Below are 18,051 nucleotides of genomic sequence, written 5' to 3'. Positions count from 1 at the left end.
CGGTTTCGAGAGCGGTCAGCCCTGCACGCGGTCGATGGTGACCGACTCCAGCACGACCGGCTCCTTGGGCCGGTCACGGGCGTCGGTGTCGGTCTTGGCGATGGCGTCGACGACGTCCTGGCCCTCGATGACCTCGCCGAAGATGGAGTGCTTGCCGTTCAGGTGCGGCGTGGGCACCACAGTGATGAAGAACTGCGAGCCGTTGGTGCCCTTGCCGAACTGGATGCCGGCGTTGGCCATGGCGAGCAGGTAGGGACGGTTGAAGTAGAGGTCCGGGTGGATCTCGTCGTCGAACTTGTAGCCCGGACCGCCGGTGCCCTGTCCGAGCGGGTCGCCACCCTGGAGCATGAAGCCCTCGATGACCCGGTGGAAGACCGTTCCGTCGTAGAGCTTGTCGGTGGTCTTCGCGCCGGTCGTCGGGTTCACCCACTCGCGGGTGCCTTCGGCCAGCTCGACGAAGTTGCGCACGGTCTTGGGCGCGTGGTCCGGGAAGAGCTGGATCTTCACGGTGCCACGATTGGTCTTCAGGTTCGCGATCAACTTCTCAGCCACGATCGGATTGCCCCCTTCTGGTCTTGGCTAAAGCCTGTGCAACATGATGCTCTTGTGGTGTTTTGATGGTTGCGGCCGTAGCCGGTCCATCTAGCATCCTCCCACGACTGGTCATGATTGAGCCGCCTTCGAGCGGGCAGGGGTGGCAACGGGGCCCCGACGACCTGGGGAGGATAACGTGCCTCTTGCACAATTTGGAAAGCGTCACATCGAGATAGTGATACCGGAAACGCGCCTGAACCAGGTGAAGGCTCAGGTCGCGCGCGCCGCGGATCGGGTAGGCCCGATGGCCACTCACGCCCGGGACGCGGCCGCTCACGCCCGCGACGCCGCCACCCACGCCCGTGGGACGGCCAACGACAAGGTCTACGTGGCCAGGGGGTGGGCGGCACCGAAGCTGGACGCCGCCGCTCACTCTTTCGAGGAGCAGCTCGCGCCGAAGATCAGCGCGATGCTGTCGCAGGCGGCGACCAGGATCGATCCGGCGCCGGCGGCCAAGTCCCGCAAGTGGCCGATGGTCCTGCTGTTCACCGGTCTCGCGGTCGGAGCCATCGGCTTCGCGATGTACCGCAAGAGCGCCGACCAGTGGACCGAGGCGATGAAGGAGAGCACGGCCGACGCGTCCCGCTGGGTGGGAGAGAAGGCGCATTCCGCGACGGACAAGGCATCCGAGATGGTGCACGGCGTCAGATCGAAGACCGAGTCCACCGCCGAGGATGCCGCGCACAAGGCCGACGCCCAAGCGGATCAGGCCTCCAAGAGAATGTCCTGATCTATAGCGGTACAAGTTTCATCGGAGTACGGCCCGCCCCCGGATGGTGCGGGCCGTACTTCCATGTATCGGCTCTCTCGCCAAACGCCGGCCGGAAGGTATTCCTCGGCGGCCTCTTTCTCGCCGGGTGGGAGCTCCTTCGGCGTGCGCTGCGGTCCGGTCCTCCCGGCGCGCCTGATGGCGGGCACCGGATATGGCCTGGGACCGGACCGCAGGCACGGCATGCGGCTCGGATCACGGGGTTCACGCGACCCGAGCCCACAGGGCTTCACGGATCCGCGCGGTCCCGGCCCGTGAGTGCCGCTGCGGCGTGAACTCACGGACCGGGGCCGCGTGCCCGAGCCCGTGCGGGCCGGACCGGTCCCCGTCCGGTACGGCCCGCACCAGGGGCTACTCGCCGGCCTTGGCGGGCTCCTGCGCCCTCTCCGCCTTCTGCGCGCAGGCGACGACCACGCCCTCGGAGAGCGGCGCTCCCGGCACGTCCTTGGCCGCCGCGGCCCTCCCGCTCTGCCGGACGTCGTCGGAGATCACGTCGAGGCGGGTCTCGCCCTCCTCCAGCGGGGAGACCGTGACCGTGGTGGCCCTGGCGACCTCGGCCTCGGCCTGCTTCGACGGGTCGAGCGGGGTGGCCGGGACGGCGGGCGTGGCCGGCACCCAATCGGGGGCCTCGGTGGTGGACGGCACCCGATCGGGGGCCTCGGTGGTGGACGGCACCCGATCGGGGGCCTCGGTGGTCTCGGTGACCTTCACCGGGCCGGGCCCGGTGGCCTCGGTGACCTTCACCGAGGCGAGGTGCCCGGTGCCCCCGGTGACCTTCACCGGGCCGTGCCCGATGGCCTTCCGCCAGTGCCCGGCCTTGGCCTGAAGGTCCTTCAGTTCGGCGTCGGTGAGCTTGCGCACCGCGACGGCGCCCTGATCGTCGCCGGCCTCGCACACGATGGTGAAGGCCGCCTCCGGCGTGGCGGGGGCGGGGTCGTCGGAGGCGTTGGCGGCACCGGTCAGGGTGGCCATCAGGGCACCTGCGGTGACCACGGCTGCGGCGAGAAAACGGATGCGCATTCTGTTCTCCTCGATCGGTCGGATCTGACGCTCACACCGTCCCGCGCACTCCCTGAACCCAGCCTGAACATCGCCGAAGCCGTCTTCAGGTTGGCTTTAGGTGGTTTGCGGCACGCTGGGCGGCATGCGCGTGCTGCTGGTTGAGGACGAGAAGCGCCTGGCCGATCTGCTGAAGGGCGGGCTGGCCGGCGAGGGGTTCGCCGTGGACGTCGCCCACGACGGGCGCGACGGCCTGTGGATGGCGAGCGAGAACGTCTACGACGTGATCGTGCTCGACGTCATGCTGCCCCGGATGAACGGCTACACCGTCTGCGCCAGGCTCCGCGACGCGGAGAACTGGACGCCGATACTGATGCTCACCGCCAAGGACGGGGTGCACGACGAGGCCGAGGCCCTGGACACCGGCGCCGACGACTTCCTCTCCAAGCCGTTCTCCTACGTGGTGCTGCTGGCCCGGCTGCGCGCGCTGATCCGCCGGGGCGGCCGGGCCAGGCCGGTCTCCATCACGGTGGGCGACCTGACCGTCGACCCAGCCGGGCTCCGCTGCCGCCGGGGCGAGGTGGAGATCGCCCTCACCCCGAAGGAGTTCGCGGTCCTGCACGGCCTGGCGCGCAGGCCGGGCGAGGTGGTCTCCAAGAGCGAGCTGCTCGCCCAGGCGTGGGACTTCTCCTATGACGGCGACCCGAACATCGTCGAGGTCTACATCAGCGCGCTCCGCCGGAAGATCGACTCTCCGTTCGGCCGGTCGTCCCTGGTGACCGTGCGCGGTGCGGGATACCGGCTGGAGTCCTGAGATGTCCCATCTATCGGTCAGGGTCCGGGCGACCCTCGCCGCCACCGCCATCGTCGCGGTCGCGCTGGGCGTCGCGGCGGTGGTGCTCGTCGGCGTGCTCAAGGGCAGCCTCGTGGACAGCGCCTCCGCCGAGGCGACCCGGCGCGCCTACGGCACCGCCGGCATGATCACCGCCAGCCCCGGGCTCATCGCCGGCAGGGTCGCCGAGCCGCTGGACCCCGACGTCCAGGTCATCGAGAAGGCCGAGCTCTCCGAGGCGGAGTGGCGAACGGTCTTGGCCCAGCCCGCCCAGCCCGCCCTGCCGATCACCTCCGGACAGGACACCCCCGGAACGGGAGCGATCCGATCGGACACCACCCGGTCGACCGCCACCCGAGGAGAGACAGCCCGATCGGACGCCGCCAGGCCGGACAGCACTGGACCGGCCGCCGTACGCGCCGAGCGGTGGGCGCCCGCCGCCTCGTTCACGGTGGCCACGATGCCCGTGTCCACCGTCGACGGCGTGGTGCTCGTCCAGGCCAGGGCCTCCCTGGAACCCGCCGGCGCCGCCCTGCAGACCCTGCAGGGGCTGCTGATCCCCGGCATCCCCGGGCTGCTCCTGCTGGTCGCGGCCCTGACCTGGCTGGCGGTCGGCCGCGCGCTCGCACCGGTCTCGGCCATCCGCACCGAGATGGCCGACATCACCGCCAGTGATCTGCACCGCCGGGTCCCGGTGCCGCGGTCCCGCGACGAGATCGCCCGCCTCGCCGAGACGATGAACCGCACGCTCGACCGCCTGGAACTCGCCGTCGACCGGCACAAGCGCTTCGTCGCCGACGCCGCCCACGAGCTGCGCAGCCCGCTGGCCATCCTGAGGACCCGCCTGGAGCTCGCCCCGCCCGGACCGCTGGCGGCCGAGGCGCTGACGGACGTGGAGCGGATCCAGGCGCTCACCTCCGACCTGCTGCTGCTGGCCCGCCTGGACGCCGGTGAGCCCGCCTGTCACGGGGAGGTGGACCTCGGACAGGTCGCCGCCGAGGAGGCGACCCGGGCCCGGCCCAGGCCGGAGATCCGCGTGGAGCTGGAGGTGGCCGCCGACGTGGTGGTCCGCGGATCGGCCGAGGAGCTGCGCCGCCTGGTCGCCAACCTGGTGGACAACGCCGTACGGCACGCGGACTCGACGGTCACCGTCCGCCTGGCCCGGGACGGGGGCGGGGCCGTACTCGACGTGCGCGACGACGGGCCGGGGATCCCGGCCGAGCACCGTGAGGCGGTCTTCGACCGGTTCACCCGGCTGGACGAGGCCCGGGGCCGGGACGCGGGCGGGTCGGGGCTCGGCCTCGCCATCGCCCGGGACATCGCGGTACGGCACGGCGGCGGCCTGAGTGTCGTCGGGGGAGGTCCGGGAGCGCGGCTGCGGACCCGTCTTCCCGCGCCGTGAACCGCGGGTGTTCCGCGGACGGAGGTGATCCGCGGAGGCCGATGGTCCGCGGAGGCCGATGATCCGCGGCCGGAGGTGTTCCGCAGCCGCAGGTGATCCGCGGGGGAGTCCCGCACCGGGGGACGAGGGGCTCCGGGGGAGCGTCCGTCTCAGCCGAGCGGGAGGGCGTAGGTGGTCGTGCGGTGCTCGACCTCGAATCCGGCGCGGGTGTAGACCCCCAGCGCACCGGTCGGGTTGTCGGCGTCCACCCCCAGCCCGGCCTTCTGGTAGCCCTGGGCGCGGAACTCGGCGAGGGCGTGGGCGAGCAGCGCGCTCGCCACCCCCTTCCCCCGCCATTCGCGCAGGGTGCCGATGATCTGGATCCACGCCTCCCGGACCCCGGTGGCCTCGGTGTCGGCCTCGAAGTAATGGGTGAGCAGCACCGCCACGTTCCCGCCCGACCCGTCCTGGACGAGGAAGGACCCCTCGGGCCGGAAGGCCTGCACGCCGACGATGGCGTTCTTCCAGCTCTCCGGGGTGTGGGGGACGCTGCCCCAGTGGTCGGTGAAGGACGCGTTGCGCACCTCCCGGGCGGCCTCGGTGAGGTCCTCGCCGTAGGCGACGACCGTCAACCCGTCCGGCAGGCCGATCGCGGGCGGTTCGGTGCCCAGGTCGCGGGTCATGCCGTAGAACCACCGGACCGGAGTCATCCCCGCCCCGGCGACCAGCGCCGCCGCGCCCTCGTTGCTGTCGAACGCGTGGACGTGGAGTTCGAGGGGCCGTCCGGGGAAGCGGCGCCCGTGCAGCACCGGTGTGTTGCGGACCGCCCAGTCGAGCAGATGCCCGCCGAGGCCGCGACGGCGGTGGTCCGGATGGACCGCGCCCCACAGGGTCATCTGGTGGACCGGGTCGGCGGCCGGGCGGCAGGCGGTGACGCCGAAGGCCACCATCCTGTCCCCGTCCCACGCGGCCAGGGTGCCCTCGGCCAGGTCGAGCAGGGGGTTGTCCAGATCGTCCGCGAGGTCGTCGGCCCCGTAGTTCTCCCCGACCCGGTCGGCCCTCTCGACCTCGGCGAGCAGCTCCGCCCACTTGCCCGTGTCGTTCTTGGTCAGCGGGGTCCAGTCGAACGTCATGACCTGGAGCATACGAACACGTGTGACCGGACAGCGAGTGTTTTTCTCCGCACGGAGCGCCGCCGCGGAGCGCCGTGGAGAGCACCGGGCGGCCCGGGACGGGATCAGAGCAGACGCACCGGGCAGCCCAGCTCCCGGCCGATCCGCTGGAGTCCCTCGGCGAAGCCGTCGCGCGTCTTCGCGCCGAAGCCGACGAAGAACCGGTTGGCCGCCGGGACGGCCCAGCGACCCCGGCTCGCGACGTTGAAGACGCGATGGGTGAGGAGCGCGCCCTCGGGATGCGGCTCGACGGCGTACTCCCCGCGATACCACCAGCCGCCCTGGGCGGCGAAGGTCCGGCCGGTCACCTCGACGGTCATCACATGACCCGCCGCCCGCAGGGTGAACCGCCCGGGACCGCCCTCGACCGTGCCGCCCGTCGGGGAGAGCAGCCAGGCGTTGTCCTTCCCGACCGGACCGGGACGGATCGTGAGCACCAGCCGCTCCACCCGCTCGACCGGGGCCGCGATCACACCGGCGGCCTCATACATCAGCGTCTTTCCCATCCGGCCCTCCTGACAGGTCCGCTCTGAGCTGGTCGGTCCAGGCGAGCTCCCCGGATCCGAGCCGGTCCAGGACGCTCCTCACCCAGGTGAGCTCGGCGCTCCGGAGCGCACGCTCGCACTCCAGTTCGAGCACGAGCATGCGGGGCAGCCCGCTCTCCTCCAGGCCTCTCATGTGCGCGTCGCAGGCGAAGACCGCGCTCTCCAGCGCGGCCGCGCGGGTCAGCAGCGCCCGCTCGGCCTCGGGCACCGGCAGGCAGCCGACCAGCGAGATCGCGGCGAGGAAGCCCCGCGTGTCCGGCCCCGGCTCGCTCAGCAGCCGCCGAAGCCTGGTCGCCAGCTCGGCCCGGCCCTCGTCGCTGAGCTCGTAGACCGTGCGCTCGGGACGGCGCCCCTCCCGGCTCGTCTCCACAGGCACGATCAGCTCGTCCCGGGCCAGGCGGTCGACCGCGTGGTAGAGGCTGCGGGGCAGCCCGGTCACGTAGTCCTTGTGCGTGTCGAGAACGAACCGGTGCATCTCGTAGGGGTGGCTCGGCTTGACCGAGAGCAGCGCGAGCACCGTGAGCCCGACCAGATCGGGACCCTTCGCCATCGACGCTCCCTCGCATTCTTGAGTGCAGATTTCTATATTGCATTCTGCACTATAACGATATGATGCGAGCCGTACAAGATTGAAAATCTCGTACGGCTCGCGTGGGGCGGGCTCAGCGGCGGGAGAAGACCGGCGTCCAGGTTCCGGGATCGTTGGTGCTGGAGCGATAAGCGCTGAGCGGCACGGTCTTCCCGCCGTCCACGTCGACCAGGATCAGCCGGGTGCGGAAATCGCTGATGGAACAGCTTTGGATCCCCTTGAGCTCGCACGCCCAGGCGAACAAGTGGCCCTCGTCGGCCCACGCGGCCAGCCTCTCGATCCGGTACCCGCCGACCGGCCTGAGCGGCTTCACCTGGCCTGTGCTCACGTTCTTCACCGCCATGGTCGCGATCGTGTCCGAAGTGCCGGTCGCGACCCACCGGCCGCCAGGCGACATCCCGGCTTCCTGGTAGGTCCGGGCCACCTCCGGCGGCGCCGGACGCGGGTTGCCCTCCAGGTCGTAGAACTTCTTGGTGGCCGACGGGTCGACGCCCGGCTCCCAGACGAGCGTGCCGTCCGCGCTCCAGGAGAAGTCCAGCCGGCCGAGTGTCATGAGGTCACGATCCGGCTGACCCACCGGGTGGAAACCGGCCCGGCCGCTCTCCAGATCGATGACGGTGTAGCCGGTCCGGGACGGGGACGTCGCGCGCCGGCCGCCGCTCGCGGGAGCCTGAGCCTCGTCAGGGTCGCCGTCATAGTTGGTGACCAGCAGCCTCCTGCCGTCAGGGGACCACCGCACCGCGCCCGCCAGGCGCTCCAGTTCGATCCACCGCACCGCACCCCCCCGGCTGCCGGTCACCCCGACCCTGCGGGCCGCGACCCGCTCGAGCACCGCGATGGACTCCCCACCCCCCGCGACGTCGAGCCACGCCCACGGCGTCTGCTCGTAGACCTTCTTGTCCTTGTCGTAGAGGCGCCAGGTCCGCTTCAGCACTCTCCGCCCGCCGGACTCCTTCACCTGACTCATCGTGAAATAGGCGTAGATCGCCGTGTCACCCGCGGCCACCAAGGTCGTGGGCCGTACGGAGTCCGGGTCTCCCACCGTCTCCGTGGACGGGCTCGGATCGGTCATGACGACGACGGCGGGCCGGCTGTCATCCACCTGCTCCCCCTGGACCAGGGCCGGGACCGTGAGCGCACCGGCCACGACGGCCGCGGTCGCCCCCGCGACCACCGCGAACGCCCTGACCCTGGCACGCCGCCGCCTCCGGAGAACCCTCGACGCCAGGTCGGAGGGGACCCGCGCCTCGTCGGACCAGTCACGCAGGGTCCGCCTGACGAGCTCGTCGATGGTCATGCCGACGCCTCCCCGAAGATCGTGTACGGCTCCCGCAACTCGGGCGCGAGTTCGCGCAGCCTGGCCAGGGAACGGTGGGCGGTGCTGCGGACCGTGCCCACCGAGCAGCCGAGGATGCCGGCCACCTCGGCCTCCGGCAGATCCTCGTAGTACCGCAGGACCAGCACGGCCCGCTGCCTGGCCGTCAGCCTGGCCAGCGCGCGGCGCATGTCGATCCGCAGATCGGTTCCGTGCGTGCCGTCGGCCAGGGCCCGGCCGGGCGGCTCCGCGACGACGGTCTCCCGGCGTCGGCGCCACCAGGAGACCTGCTGGCGGTACATCGCCTGCCGGACGTATGCCTCGGGCGCCTCCACGCTCCGCCACCTGGCGACCGTCCTGGCCAGCGCCGTCTGCAGCAGGTCCTCCGCCGCGTGCTGGTCGCCACCGGTCAGCAGGTAGGCCAGGCGCATCAGCGCGGGGGATCGCGCCGAGACGAATTCGCGGAACCGTCGCTCCTCTGCGGCGTCCACGATCACCTCCCTGTGTGGTTACGCCCTACAGACGCACCGGAGGGGACGCCACTATGCTCCGCGAGCCGTACGGAATCAGCCGGGACGCCGGCGCGGCCGGTCCTCTCCCACGGTCGCGCCCTCGTTCCCGCCGGATCACGTGTAGGTGAGCGCGGGGTAGAGGAACAGCATCCAGGAGCCGATCCCGATCTTCAGAAGCGCGTCGAAGCCGCCGACCAGCCGGAGCGGCAGCTTCGGCGCCACCTTCAACCCGATCCAGGCGTTCAGCGACGTCACCACGCCGAGAATCGCGATCAGCGGCCCGTGCGCCATTCCCATGATGATGAAGTGCAGGCCGACCACGAAGAGGATGCTCAAGATCATGGTCCGGTCGTCCCGGTCCTTGAACGTGGTGATCACGTAGTAGAGGAGACCGGCCTCGACGACGAACGAGACGACCAGGGCGGCGATCTGCACCAGGGAGGGCGCGCCCAGGGACGGCTTCAACAGCGCACTGAGGCCGCTCGCGGTGAATCCGGCGATGAACCCGCCGATGCCGAACGGTATCCACCGGCTGGGGAAGATCCAGCCGAGCAGGAAACCGAGGCCGACGAAGATGAGGAAGAGGCCGCCACCGCGGATCAGCGGATAGGGATGGGGCAGGACGGAGTCCAGCGCGAGCAGGGGGGTCATGGCGCCCTTTCGGTCAACACGTTAGCTCAGACGAGATATGACTTAAAGTCTCAAGTCGAGATATATCGCGCTTTCGTCTGAAGTGCGAGCCGGACTGCGCCGATCGCGACCTTCATCCCTTCGAACCCTTCATCCCCTTCGGACCCTTCGATCCGCTCGGACCGGTGGCAGGCGGCAGTGTCGGTGCCGTCGGGCAGACTGTGGCCGTGCCGGGCCGCCGCGGCGTGGAGGCGGCCCTCCGAGCGGAAGGAACCGTCCATGAGCATCCGCCGCGTGGTGCCCGACATCCGTTCAGAGGACCTGGAGGGGAGCCGGGAGTTCTACGGCCTGCTGGGCCTCGTGGAGGTCATGAACCAGGGCTGGGTCATGACCCTGGCGTCGCCGTCCAACCCCACGGCACAGCTCACCCTCATGGGCGCGGACTCCACCGCGGCCGTCCAGCCTGACCTGAGCATCGAGGTGGACGACGTGGACGCGGTGTACGCGGCCGTGACCGCCGGGGGCGCGGAGATCGTGCACCCCCTGCAGGACGAGGCCTGGGGGGTGCGCCGCTTCTTCGTCATCGACCCCAACGGCCGGGTGGTCAACGTCGTGGGCCACCGGTGATCCGGTGTCCTGTCAGACCCGCGCCCGTACGGCCGGGCACTCCGGGGGCGAGGTGGCGCAGGGCCCCCAGGGGAGATCTGGCGCCTCGCGGATGACCCTCGCCCCTCCGGAGCGCGTGCCGGTGCGGTCGGGCCGCCGGCGGGGGCTCAGAGCGAACCGACCGTGAAGTCCTCGAAGGACGCCTCGGTCCGGTTCACGCCCGCCGGGCCTCGTCCGGCCATGAGGCCGACCTCGGGCCTGGCCGTCGCGTCGGGCGCGTGGCCGTCCACGGCGTCCACGATCTTGCGTCCGCCGACCCAGATGGCCAGCCTGATCTGCCTGTCCTCCCTCGCGCACTCCGCCTGGAATCTCACGTTCCCGGCGTCGAAGCCGGGGATCGGCGTGTCCGCCGTCAGGGACGTGGACGAGGAGATGGCGAACTCCGTGATCCGGGCGTGGCCGTTCCGCGTGACCATGAGGCCGTACCGGCTGCCGTCCTCGGGGGAGAAATCACAGAAGATCCCGCCGCGCGCGTCCGCGTCGCCGGACAGGGAGAAAGTGCTCTCGACCAGAAGCAGGTCCAGGTCGGTCCGTAGCGGAGCCGAAGCCCAGCGGACCTCGTCGGAGTCGACGCCGACGAGGAATCTGCCCGCCCCGGTGTAATTGTCGATCCAGCCGGATTCTTTATTGTCGAACGCGTCGGAATACAGAATCCGCTCCGGGGCGGGCGGTGTTTCGGAGATTCCGTAGAGCGCGGCCGCCCCGGCGACGGCCAGAGCGGCGGCGACCGCGGCCGCGCCGGGCAGGAACCGCCGTACGGGCCGTGGCCGCGCCGGCTCCGCCGTTCTCACCAGGTCGGTCAGATCGAGCTTGATCGCGCCCGACACCGCTTTCGCGTCGGCCTCGTGGTTGCCGGTCAGCCGCGTGAGGAGTTCCTGGGCGGTGGGCCGGTCGGCCGGGTCCTTCTCCAGCGCCGCCGCCACCGTCTCACGCAGCGCGGGGTCCACCGGGTCGAGCGCGGGCCTGTCGTTGACCACCCTGAACAGCGCTTCGGCCACGGTCTTCGACGCGAAGGGCGAGCGGCCCGACGCGGCTGCGAACACCACGCAGCCCCAGGCGAAAACATCCGAGGCGGGACCCACGGCGCCCCCGCTGACCAGCTCGGGCGCCATGTATTCGGGCGTGCCGAGCAGCATTCCTGTCGTCGGCCTGCCGCCGCTCGTGTCGAAGGCCCTGGCGATACCGAAGTCGATCACCCGGGGGCCGAACGGCGACAGCAGCACGTTGGCCGGTTTCAAGTCGCGGTGCACGATGCCGGCCCCGTGAATGGCGATCAGCGCGGTGGCCACGCCGACGGCCAGCGCCTCCACATTCGACCCGGTGAGCGGGCCCTGCTCGCGCAGCACCCGGGCGAGGTCGGGTCCCGGCACGTATTCGGTGACGACCCAGAACGGCTCCGTCTCGAGCTGGGCGTCGAGCACCGGCGCCGTGCAGAAGCGGTGGACGCGCCTGGCCGAGGCGACCTCGCGGCGGAAGCGTACAGCGAACTCGGCGTCCGTCGCGAGGTGCCTCTTGATCATCTTGATCGCGACCGGACCCGAGGGGCCCATCCCCAGATAGACCGTCCCCATCCCGCCCTGACCGAGCCTTCCGATGACCCGATATTGAGATAATTCGACGGGATCGCCATCGTGAAGGGGGAGTACGGGCGGTAAACCATACGCATTCACGCCTGGCCATAGTAACTGGCCCTAATAAATTGCCAAGCCCTTTCCGTTCAGGCTGTCCCGCAGCGGCGCGCCGCCGGCCAAGGCCACCGCGGCCCGGACCCGAATGCGCGTTCGTGAACGCGTGGACGGCGCCGCCCGCTACAGGCCCCACGGTAAGTGCGACAATCATGCCAGCCGTGGCTGTGGAGGTGCGTTGTTCGGAGACTCGGCGCGTCCGCCCGGAACCGATCTGGCGCCGCGCGTCGCACGCGGGACCGTCACGGCCGTCCTCGCGGGGTTCGCCGCCGTGTACGTCCTGGCGGTCAACAGCCGGCAGTCCGGGGCGCTCCAGCTTCTCGCGGCGGCGGCGGTCGCGGCCATGATCTTCGGGATCCAGCTCGTCTACGTGTATCCCGGCCTGAAGCGGCATCTGAGCGTGCGCCTGCTCGGCCTCCAGGCGGCCCTTGCCTACCTGGCGGTGATCCCGCTGGGAACGTCGGTGGGCATGCTCGGCCTCCTCGCGGGTTCGCTGCTGCTGAGCTCGGCCTGGCCGGTGGCGATGGTCGTCGTGGGGAGCGCCGTCCTCATCGAGGCGACCCGGTCGCCGGATCCGGCCGCGACGGTCAGCATCGCCATCGGCACCGCCCTGACCAGCCTGGTGGTCTACGGTCTCGCCCAGCTCGCCGACCGGGTCGAGGAGCTGTCCGCCGCCAGGCTCGCGCTCGCCCTGGCCGCGGTGGCCGAGGAGCGGCTGCGCGTCGCCACCGAGCTGAACGAGAAGATCGGCGTCGGGCTGGACGCCATCAACCGCCTCGCGGCCGAGCCGCCGGACGAGGTGATCGACGAGGTGCTGGAGGTCGCCCGGCGCTCTCTCGCCGACGCGCGTGCCGCGGCGGTCGACTACCGCAGCATGTCGCTGTCCCCCGAGGTGGCTCGGGCGCGGGCGCTGCTGTCGACGGCCGGGATCGAGACGGAGGGACGGACCGGCCATACCGAGCCGCTCGGCCCGCCGGGCGCGCTGCTCGGGGCCGTGCTCAGGGAGACGGTCACCGAGATCCTCGAACGAGGGCGGGCAAAACGGTGCGTCGTCGAGACCGTCGAGGACAACGGTCTCGTACGGCTCCGCGTCGTCAGCGACGCGGCCCTGGACACCGGCCGCCTCGACGGCCTGGCCGGCCCGCTCCGGGACGCGGGCGGCCACTTCACCGCCGGCTCCGAGCCCGGCGGCCGGTCCGTGGTCGAGGCGGCCGTCCCGGCGAGCCCGAAACGGGCCGCGCCGTTGTCCGACTCGGCCTACAGCCTGTCGGTCACGCTCCTGCTGGTGGTGCTCGCCGGGTTCGCAGCCAAGATCCTGCTCTACGTCCCGGTACAGGCGCTGGCGGGAGCCGTCGCCTGCCTGGCCGTACTGGGCGTCCTGCAGCTCCGCGGCACACGGGACCGGCCTCTGCTCTCCCTGTCCGTCCAGGTGGTCCTGAGCTTCCTGCCGATCCTCTGGTACGGGCGGGGATGGCTGAACGTCCCCGGTTTCCTGGCGGGCTCCCTGCTGCTGGCCCTTCCCCCGTCGCTGTCCTGGCCGCTCGTCGTGCTCGCGATGGCGGGCGTCGCGAGTGCCGGCGTGCTGCTCTCGCTGGGTGTGTCCGTGGTCGTCAATCTGACGATCAGCGTGCTCGTGACCGGGCTGGTGGTATCCGGCCTGGCCCGGCTCACTCAGTCGATCAAGGAGCTCCAGGCCACCAGGGAGGAACCGGCGCGCGCCGCGATAGCCCAGGAACGGCTCCGGGTCGCCCGTGACCTGCACGATCTGCTCGGCCACAACCTCGCGGCCATCCTGCTGAAAAGCGAGCTGGTCCGCCGGCTGCTCGACCGGGATCCCGAGCGGGCGCGGGCGGAGCTCGGCGACATCGTCGTGATCTCCGAGCGGGCGCGCGCCGATATGAGGGCCGTCTCCGGAGATCACCTGGAGCTGTCCCTCGAGGAGGAGGCGGCCTCCGCCAGGGCGATGCTCACCACGGCCGGAATCGAGGTCAGGGTCGACCTGGACCACGACCCGCTGCCGATGTTCAACGATCCCGCGGTCAACACGGTGCTGAGCGCCGTTCTCAGGGAGGCCGTCACCAACGTGCTGCGGCACAGCGACGCCCGGCGGTGCCGGATCGAGACCGAGTACGCCCGGGGACTGCTCCAGCTCACCATCGCCAACGACGGGTTCTCCCGCGACGCCGTACGGCCGCCGGCGGGAACCGGACTGGGCAACCTCACCACGCGCCTGGCCATCGTCGGAGGACGGCTCACCGCGGGCCCGGAGGAGGACGGCTGGTTCCGGCTGCGGGTCGTGCTGGATCCGGCCCGTCTCGTGTCGGGCCAGACGCGGGACGGGGTCATGATCCGCCAGTGACCGTGTCCCCGCTCCGGGGACACCGGCCCGGACGCGCCCCCCGGAAGACGGGCCCGGAGCGGACCGTCGGATCCGGCCCGCGTCACACGCGAGTTGTCGGATCAGCCCGCGTCACACGCGATCGGACGGGCGGTCAGATCCAGCCCGCGTCGCCGGCGATGCGGACCGCGTCCGTTCTGCTTCTCGCGTTCAGCTTGCTCACGATCGCGGTGAGGTGGTTGCGCACCGTACCGGCCGACAGGAAGAGCCTGGCCGCGATCTCCGTGGCCTCGGCCCCCTCCGCGGTCAGCCGCAGCACGTCGCTCTCGCGCGGGGTGAGCGGGTTGTCGCCCAGGTCCCAGGCGGTGACGGCGAGGTTGGGGTCGAGCACCCGCCTGCCCGCCGCGACGGCGCGGACCGCCGTGATCAGCTCGTCCACCGGCGCGGTCTTCAGCAGGAAACCGGTCACGTGCGCTCCCTGGGCGCGGCGCAGGTGACCGGGTCTGCCCTGTCCGGTCAGCACCAGCGTGCGGCACCCCGGGACCTGCCGGTGCAGCTCGGCGGCCGCGTCGAGGCCGTCGATGCCGCCGGGCATGTCGATGTCGAGCACGGCGACGTCCGGGCCGTGCTTGAGAGCGGCGGGCACGACGTCGTCACCGGAGCCGACCTCGGCGACGACCGTGAGGTCGGGCTCCAGTTCCAGGAGAGCGACCAGCGCGCCTCGCACCACCTGCTGGTCCTCGGCGATCAAGATCCGAATCACACCCATATGTCTATCAGGGTGCACCCATGACGATGTCATGCGTGGTTGATGATCGCGTCTCTGGCCCGCGTGAGCCCAGGTCAGAAGACTTGTCCCCATGAACGATGTGGTGCGTCTGGACGCGGTCAGCAAGGTTTACGGCAGGGGGCCGAACACGGTGTTCGCCCTGCGTGAGGTGTCGGTCGGCATCCCCCACGGCAGCTTCACCGCCGTGATGGGCCCTTCGGGGTCGGGTAAGAGCACGTTCCTGCACTGCGCTGCCGGGCTGGACCAGCCCTCCTCCGGCTCGGTACGGCTCGGCGGCACGGAGCTGGCGGGGATGAACGAGACGGAACTGACCGAACTACGGCGTAAGCGGATCGGTTTCGTCTTCCAGGCGTTCAACCTGGTCTCGTCCCTCACCGTGACGGAGAACATCACCCTCCCGCTGAGACTGGCCGGAGTCCGGGTGGACCGGGCCTGGCTTGAGGAGATCGTCGACCGGGTCGGGCTGGCCGGCCGTACCGGGCACCGGCCCGGGGAGCTCTCCGGGGGGCAGCAGCAGCGGGTGGCGATCGCGCGGGCCCTGGTGACACGGCCCGAGGTGGTCTTCGGCGACGAGCCGACCGGCGCGCTGGACACGATGACCGCGCGGGACGTGCTCACGCTGCTCCGCGAAGTGGTCACCACCATGAGGCAGACCGTGGTGATGGTCACCCACGACCCGGTCGCCGCCTCCTACGCCGACACCGTCCTGTTCCTCGCCGACGGCAACGTCGTCGACGCGATGGCCGCCCCCAGCGCGGAGAAGGTCGCCGACCGGATGACGCGGCTCGGAGCGTGGGTGTGATGATCGGCTTCGCGCTCAACACGCTGCGGCACCGCAAGGCGGCCTTCGCCGGCGCCTTCCTCGCCCTGGTCTGCGCCGCCGCGCTGGTCTGCGCCTGCGGCATCCTGCTCGACACCGGTCTGCGCGGCGCGGTCGAACCCGTCAGATACGCCGGGACCCCGGTCCTGGTCGCCGGAGACCAGAACGTCCGTGAGACGACCCGCGACGGCGACAAGGTCAAGAGCAAGGCCAAGCCGGTCTCCGACCGGGCCTGGATCCCGTCGTCCCTGGCCGACAGGCTGAGGACGGTCCCCGGCGTCCGGAAGGTCGTCACCGAGGTGACGTTCCCGGCGACCGTCGAGGGACGTCCGGTGTGGGGTCACGGCTGGGAGTCCGCGCCGCTCACCCCCTTCACCCTCCGCGAGGGGCGGGCGCCCGCCGCCGGCGAGGTGGTGGCCGACGCGGCCGCCGGGCTGTCCGTGGGCTCCCGCGTGAACGTCCGGACCGCGACCGCCACCCGCGTCTACCGGGTGGCCGGTGTCACCACCGAGGCGCTCGATCAGCGGACCTCGCTGTTCTTCTCCACCGAGGAGGCCGCCCGGCTGGCCGGACGGCCGGGTATGGTCAGCGTGATCGGCGTCTTCCCCGAGGTCGACGTCGCTCCCGCGCTCGCCGGCACCCCCGGTGTCGTCTACACCGGTGACGAGCGCGGCAGGATCGAGTTCCTGAACGCGGAGAAGGCCCGGATCAAGCTGGTCAGCCTGGGCGGCGCGCTCGGCGGCACCTCGCTGATCGTCGCGATCCTCGTCGTGGTCGGCACGTTCGCGCTCTCCATCCAGCAGCGCCAGCGCGAGCTCGCCCTGCTGCGCGCCGTGGCCGCCACTCCCAGGCAGATCCGCAGGCTGATCGGCGGCGAGGCACTGCTCGTCGGCCTGCCGGCGGGCCTTCTCGGCGCCGGGCTCGGCGTCGGGCTGGCGTTCTGGCTGCGGTCGCAGTTCGTGGGGCTCGGCGTGATGCCGGCCAACCTGTCGCTGGTGGTGGGGTTCTTCCCGCCCGCCGCCGCGGTGCTCGCCGTCCTGGGGGCGGCGTGGACGGCGGCCCGGGTGTCGGGCCGCCGTACCGCGCGGATCAGGCCTGTGGAGGCACTGGGCGAGGCCGCGGTACGCCCGCCGGGCATCTCACCGGGCCGCACGATCGCCGGGCTGGCCTGCCTCGGCGGGGGCGTCGCGCTGACCCTGCTGCTGTCGACGCTGGAGACCGAGGCCGCCTCCAGCCCCGTCACGATGCTGACGGCGCTGGTCTGGACGATCGCGGTGGCCCTGCTCGGCCCGATCATCGCCCGCGCCGCCACGGCGGTGCTCGGCCTGCCGCTGCGCGCCTTCCGCGTCAGCGGCCACCTCGCCGCCGCGAACCTGCGCACCGGCACCCACCGCTTCGCCTCCGTCGTCACCCCGCTCAGCCTGATGATCGCGATGACCTGCACCATCCTTTTCGTCCAGGACACCATGGGCCACGCGGTCGTCGAACAGTCACGCCAGGGCAACCGCGCCGACTACGTGCTCGGCCCGCGACTGCCCGGCGTCACGGCGGACGCCGTACGGAGGCTCGAAGGTGTCGAAGTGGTCACCGAGGTCATGCGCACGTCGGTCAGAGTCGGGCTGGAGAGGTACGGCGCGCAGGGCGTGACCACCGCGGGGCTGGAGCGGACCATGGACCTCGGGGTGAGCGCGGGATCGCTCGGCAGGATGGGCGCCGATACCCTCGCGGTCAGCGAGACGGCCGCGAGAAGCCTCGGGGTCGAGGTCGCCGACGAGGTACGGCTGACGCTCGGCGACGGCACCCCCGTCACGCTCGCGGTCGCCGCGATCTACCGCCGGGGCCTCGGCTTCGGCGACCTGACCCTGCCCCACGCCCTGGTCGCCGCCCACGTGGACGACCCGCTCAACCAGACCGCGCTCGTCTCGGCCCCCTCGGTGAGACGGGACGCGCTCGCGGCGGTGCTCGGCGGTGTCGGCGTCCTGGATCGGGTCGAGGCGACGGCCGAACAGTCCAATGCCGGGGTCAACTACGTGGCCATGGGCCTGATCATCGCCTTCACCGCGATCGCGGTGGTCAACACCATCGCGATGGCGACCTCCGACAGGACCCGCGAGCTCGCCCTGCTCAGACTCGTCGGCACCACCCGCCGCCAGCTCATGCGGATGCTCCGCCTGGAGACCCTCATGGCGGTGCTGGTCGCGGTCACCCTCGGCACGCTCATCGCCCTGGTGACGCTCAGCGCGTTCAGCACGGGCATGACCGGCTCCGCGCTGCCGTACGTGCCCGTGCTCACCTACCTGGAGGTCATCGCCGCCGCGGCCGCCCTGGCCCTCCTCGCCACCGTTCTCCCGGCCCTCCTCGCCCTGCGGAGCAGGCCCGCCGAGGCCATCGGCACCCGCGAATGACCGTTCTCC

18 protein-coding genes are annotated in these 18,051 nt (G+C 71.4%); 7 read left to right on the top strand and 11 right to left on the bottom strand.

Annotated features, from left to right (window positions below):
• Positions 1-15: 15 nt before the first annotated feature.
• Positions 16-552, bottom strand: coding sequence for a peptidylprolyl isomerase (locus SROS_RS00520; RefSeq protein ID WP_012886907.1), 537 nt, complete (start codon positions 550-552; stop codon positions 16-18).
• A 286-nt stretch (positions 553-838) separates the two neighbouring features.
• On the opposite strand from SROS_RS00520, the gene SROS_RS45540 reads away from it, so the two are divergent.
• A complete protein-coding gene (locus SROS_RS45540; RefSeq protein ID WP_052316832.1) occupies positions 839-1,324 on the top strand; it encodes a hypothetical protein in 486 nt (161 codons plus the stop codon).
• Between the two features lie 390 nt (positions 1,325-1,714).
• Here the strand turns inward: SROS_RS45540 and SROS_RS00510 are convergent, their stop codons facing one another.
• Positions 1,715-2,383, bottom strand: a complete 669-nt coding sequence (locus SROS_RS00510) for a hypothetical protein (RefSeq protein ID WP_012886905.1) — start codon at positions 2,381-2,383, stop codon at positions 1,715-1,717.
• 124 nt (positions 2,384-2,507) lie between these two features.
• Here SROS_RS00510 and SROS_RS00505 point away from each other — a divergent pair, with 124 nt between their 5' ends.
• Positions 2,508-3,176 (top strand): response regulator transcription factor, encoded by a 669-nt coding sequence (locus SROS_RS00505; RefSeq protein WP_012886904.1) that lies wholly within the window; start codon positions 2,508-2,510, stop codon positions 3,174-3,176.
• Position 3,177: 1 nt separating this feature from the next.
• Complete coding sequence (locus SROS_RS00500) at positions 3,178-4,596, top strand: sensor histidine kinase (RefSeq protein ID WP_012886903.1); 1,419 nt, start codon at positions 3,178-3,180, stop codon at positions 4,594-4,596.
• 149 nt (positions 4,597-4,745) lie between these two features.
• Here the strand turns inward: SROS_RS00500 and SROS_RS00495 are convergent, their stop codons facing one another.
• From SROS_RS00495 to SROS_RS00465, 7 genes are all read right to left on the bottom strand, one after another.
• Entirely contained in the window at positions 4,746-5,708 is a 963-nt protein-coding gene (locus SROS_RS00495; protein ID WP_043654363.1) for a GNAT family N-acetyltransferase, read from the bottom strand.
• Positions 5,709-5,812: 104 nt separating this feature from the next.
• Complete coding sequence (locus SROS_RS51895) at positions 5,813-6,253, bottom strand: hypothetical protein (protein WP_012886901.1); 441 nt, start codon at positions 6,251-6,253, stop codon at positions 5,813-5,815.
• Positions 6,231-6,842 (bottom strand): PadR family transcriptional regulator, encoded by a 612-nt coding sequence (locus SROS_RS00485; protein ID WP_012886900.1) that lies wholly within the window; start codon positions 6,840-6,842, stop codon positions 6,231-6,233. The genes SROS_RS51895 and SROS_RS00485 overlap by 23 nt, the downstream gene beginning before the upstream one ends.
• Before the next feature lie 112 nt (positions 6,843-6,954).
• A complete protein-coding gene (locus SROS_RS50620) occupies positions 6,955-8,178 on the bottom strand; it encodes a hypothetical protein (RefSeq protein ID WP_012886899.1) in 1,224 nt (407 codons plus the stop codon).
• Entirely contained in the window at positions 8,175-8,687 is a 513-nt protein-coding gene (locus SROS_RS00475) for a SigE family RNA polymerase sigma factor (RefSeq protein WP_012886898.1), read from the bottom strand. The genes SROS_RS50620 and SROS_RS00475 overlap by 4 nt, the downstream gene beginning before the upstream one ends.
• A 135-nt stretch (positions 8,688-8,822) precedes the next feature.
• The gene (locus SROS_RS00470; RefSeq protein WP_012886897.1) at positions 8,823-9,359 is read right to left on the bottom strand and encodes a DUF6609 family protein; all 537 of its coding nucleotides are present in this window, start codon (positions 9,357-9,359) and stop codon (positions 8,823-8,825) included.
• A gap of 50 nt (positions 9,360-9,409) precedes the next feature.
• Positions 9,410-9,619 (bottom strand): hypothetical protein, encoded by a 210-nt coding sequence (locus tag SROS_RS00465; protein WP_148268902.1) that lies wholly within the window; start codon positions 9,617-9,619, stop codon positions 9,410-9,412.
• Here SROS_RS00465 and SROS_RS00460 point away from each other — a divergent pair.
• Positions 9,618-9,965 (top strand): VOC family protein, encoded by a 348-nt coding sequence (locus tag SROS_RS00460; RefSeq protein ID WP_012886896.1) that lies wholly within the window; start codon positions 9,618-9,620, stop codon positions 9,963-9,965. The genes SROS_RS00465 and SROS_RS00460 overlap by 2 nt on opposite strands.
• Positions 9,966-10,111: 146 nt before the next feature.
• Here SROS_RS00460 and SROS_RS45535 read toward each other — a convergent pair whose 3' ends face one another.
• Complete coding sequence (locus tag SROS_RS45535) at positions 10,112-11,674, bottom strand: serine/threonine-protein kinase (RefSeq protein WP_012886895.1); 1,563 nt, start codon at positions 11,672-11,674, stop codon at positions 10,112-10,114.
• A 193-nt stretch (positions 11,675-11,867) separates the two neighbouring features.
• Here SROS_RS45535 and SROS_RS53660 point away from each other — a divergent pair, with 193 nt between their 5' ends.
• On the top strand, positions 11,868-14,048 hold the full coding sequence (locus tag SROS_RS53660; protein ID WP_012886894.1) for a sensor histidine kinase: 2,181 nt from the start codon (positions 11,868-11,870) through the stop codon (positions 14,046-14,048).
• A gap of 133 nt (positions 14,049-14,181) precedes the next feature.
• On the opposite strand, the gene SROS_RS00445 is transcribed toward SROS_RS53660, so the two are convergent.
• A complete protein-coding gene (locus SROS_RS00445) occupies positions 14,182-14,790 on the bottom strand; it encodes a response regulator transcription factor (RefSeq protein WP_043654351.1) in 609 nt (202 codons plus the stop codon).
• Positions 14,791-14,887: 97 nt separating this feature from the next.
• On the opposite strand from SROS_RS00445, the gene SROS_RS00440 reads away from it, so the two are divergent.
• Both SROS_RS00440 and SROS_RS00435 read left to right on the top strand, forming a co-directional pair.
• A complete protein-coding gene (locus tag SROS_RS00440; protein ID WP_012886892.1) occupies positions 14,888-15,619 on the top strand; it encodes an ABC transporter ATP-binding protein in 732 nt (243 codons plus the stop codon).
• Positions 15,619-18,042, top strand: coding sequence for an FtsX-like permease family protein (locus SROS_RS00435; protein ID WP_012886891.1), 2,424 nt, complete (start codon positions 15,619-15,621; stop codon positions 18,040-18,042). The genes SROS_RS00440 and SROS_RS00435 overlap by 1 nt, the downstream gene beginning before the upstream one ends.
• Positions 18,043-18,051: the final 9 nt, after the last annotated feature.

Source organism: Streptosporangium roseum DSM 43021, assembly GCF_000024865.1.
GTDB classification, from domain to species: domain Bacteria; phylum Actinomycetota; class Actinomycetes; order Streptosporangiales; family Streptosporangiaceae; genus Streptosporangium; species Streptosporangium roseum.
The sequence above is the reverse complement of the archived record's forward strand: the minus strand, read 5'-3'. Positions and strand labels throughout refer to the sequence as shown.

Excerpts from the sequence above, each read along its gene's own strand:
- SROS_RS00500 (WP_012886903.1), top strand. The coding sequence starts at position 3,178 with ATGTCCCATCTATCGGTCAGGGTCCGGGCGACCCTCGCCGCCACCGCC.
- SROS_RS00470 (WP_012886897.1), bottom strand. The coding sequence starts at position 9,359 with ATGACCCCCCTGCTCGCGCTGGACTCCGTCCTGCCCCATCCCTATCCG.
- SROS_RS00460 (WP_012886896.1), top strand. The coding sequence starts at position 9,618 with ATGAGCATCCGCCGCGTGGTGCCCGACATCCGTTCAGAGGACCTGGAG.
- SROS_RS00485 (WP_012886900.1), bottom strand. The coding sequence starts at position 6,842 with ATGGCGAAGGGTCCCGATCTGGTCGGGCTCACGGTGCTCGCGCTGCTC.
- SROS_RS45540 (WP_052316832.1), top strand. The coding sequence starts at position 839 with ATGGCCACTCACGCCCGGGACGCGGCCGCTCACGCCCGCGACGCCGCC.
- SROS_RS00495 (WP_043654363.1), bottom strand. The coding sequence starts at position 5,708 with ATGACGTTCGACTGGACCCCGCTGACCAAGAACGACACGGGCAAGTGG.
- SROS_RS00510 (WP_012886905.1), bottom strand. The coding sequence starts at position 2,383 with ATGCGCATCCGTTTTCTCGCCGCAGCCGTGGTCACCGCAGGTGCCCTG.
- SROS_RS00440 (WP_012886892.1), top strand. The coding sequence starts at position 14,888 with ATGAACGATGTGGTGCGTCTGGACGCGGTCAGCAAGGTTTACGGCAGG.
- SROS_RS00435 (WP_012886891.1), top strand. The coding sequence starts at position 15,619 with ATGATCGGCTTCGCGCTCAACACGCTGCGGCACCGCAAGGCGGCCTTC.
- SROS_RS50620 (WP_012886899.1), bottom strand. The coding sequence starts at position 8,178 with ATGACCATCGACGAGCTCGTCAGGCGGACCCTGCGTGACTGGTCCGAC.
- SROS_RS51895 (WP_012886901.1), bottom strand. The coding sequence starts at position 6,253 with ATGGGAAAGACGCTGATGTATGAGGCCGCCGGTGTGATCGCGGCCCCG.
- SROS_RS00465 (WP_148268902.1), bottom strand. The coding sequence starts at position 9,619 with ATGGACGGTTCCTTCCGCTCGGAGGGCCGCCTCCACGCCGCGGCGGCC.
- SROS_RS00505 (WP_012886904.1), top strand. The coding sequence starts at position 2,508 with ATGCGCGTGCTGCTGGTTGAGGACGAGAAGCGCCTGGCCGATCTGCTG.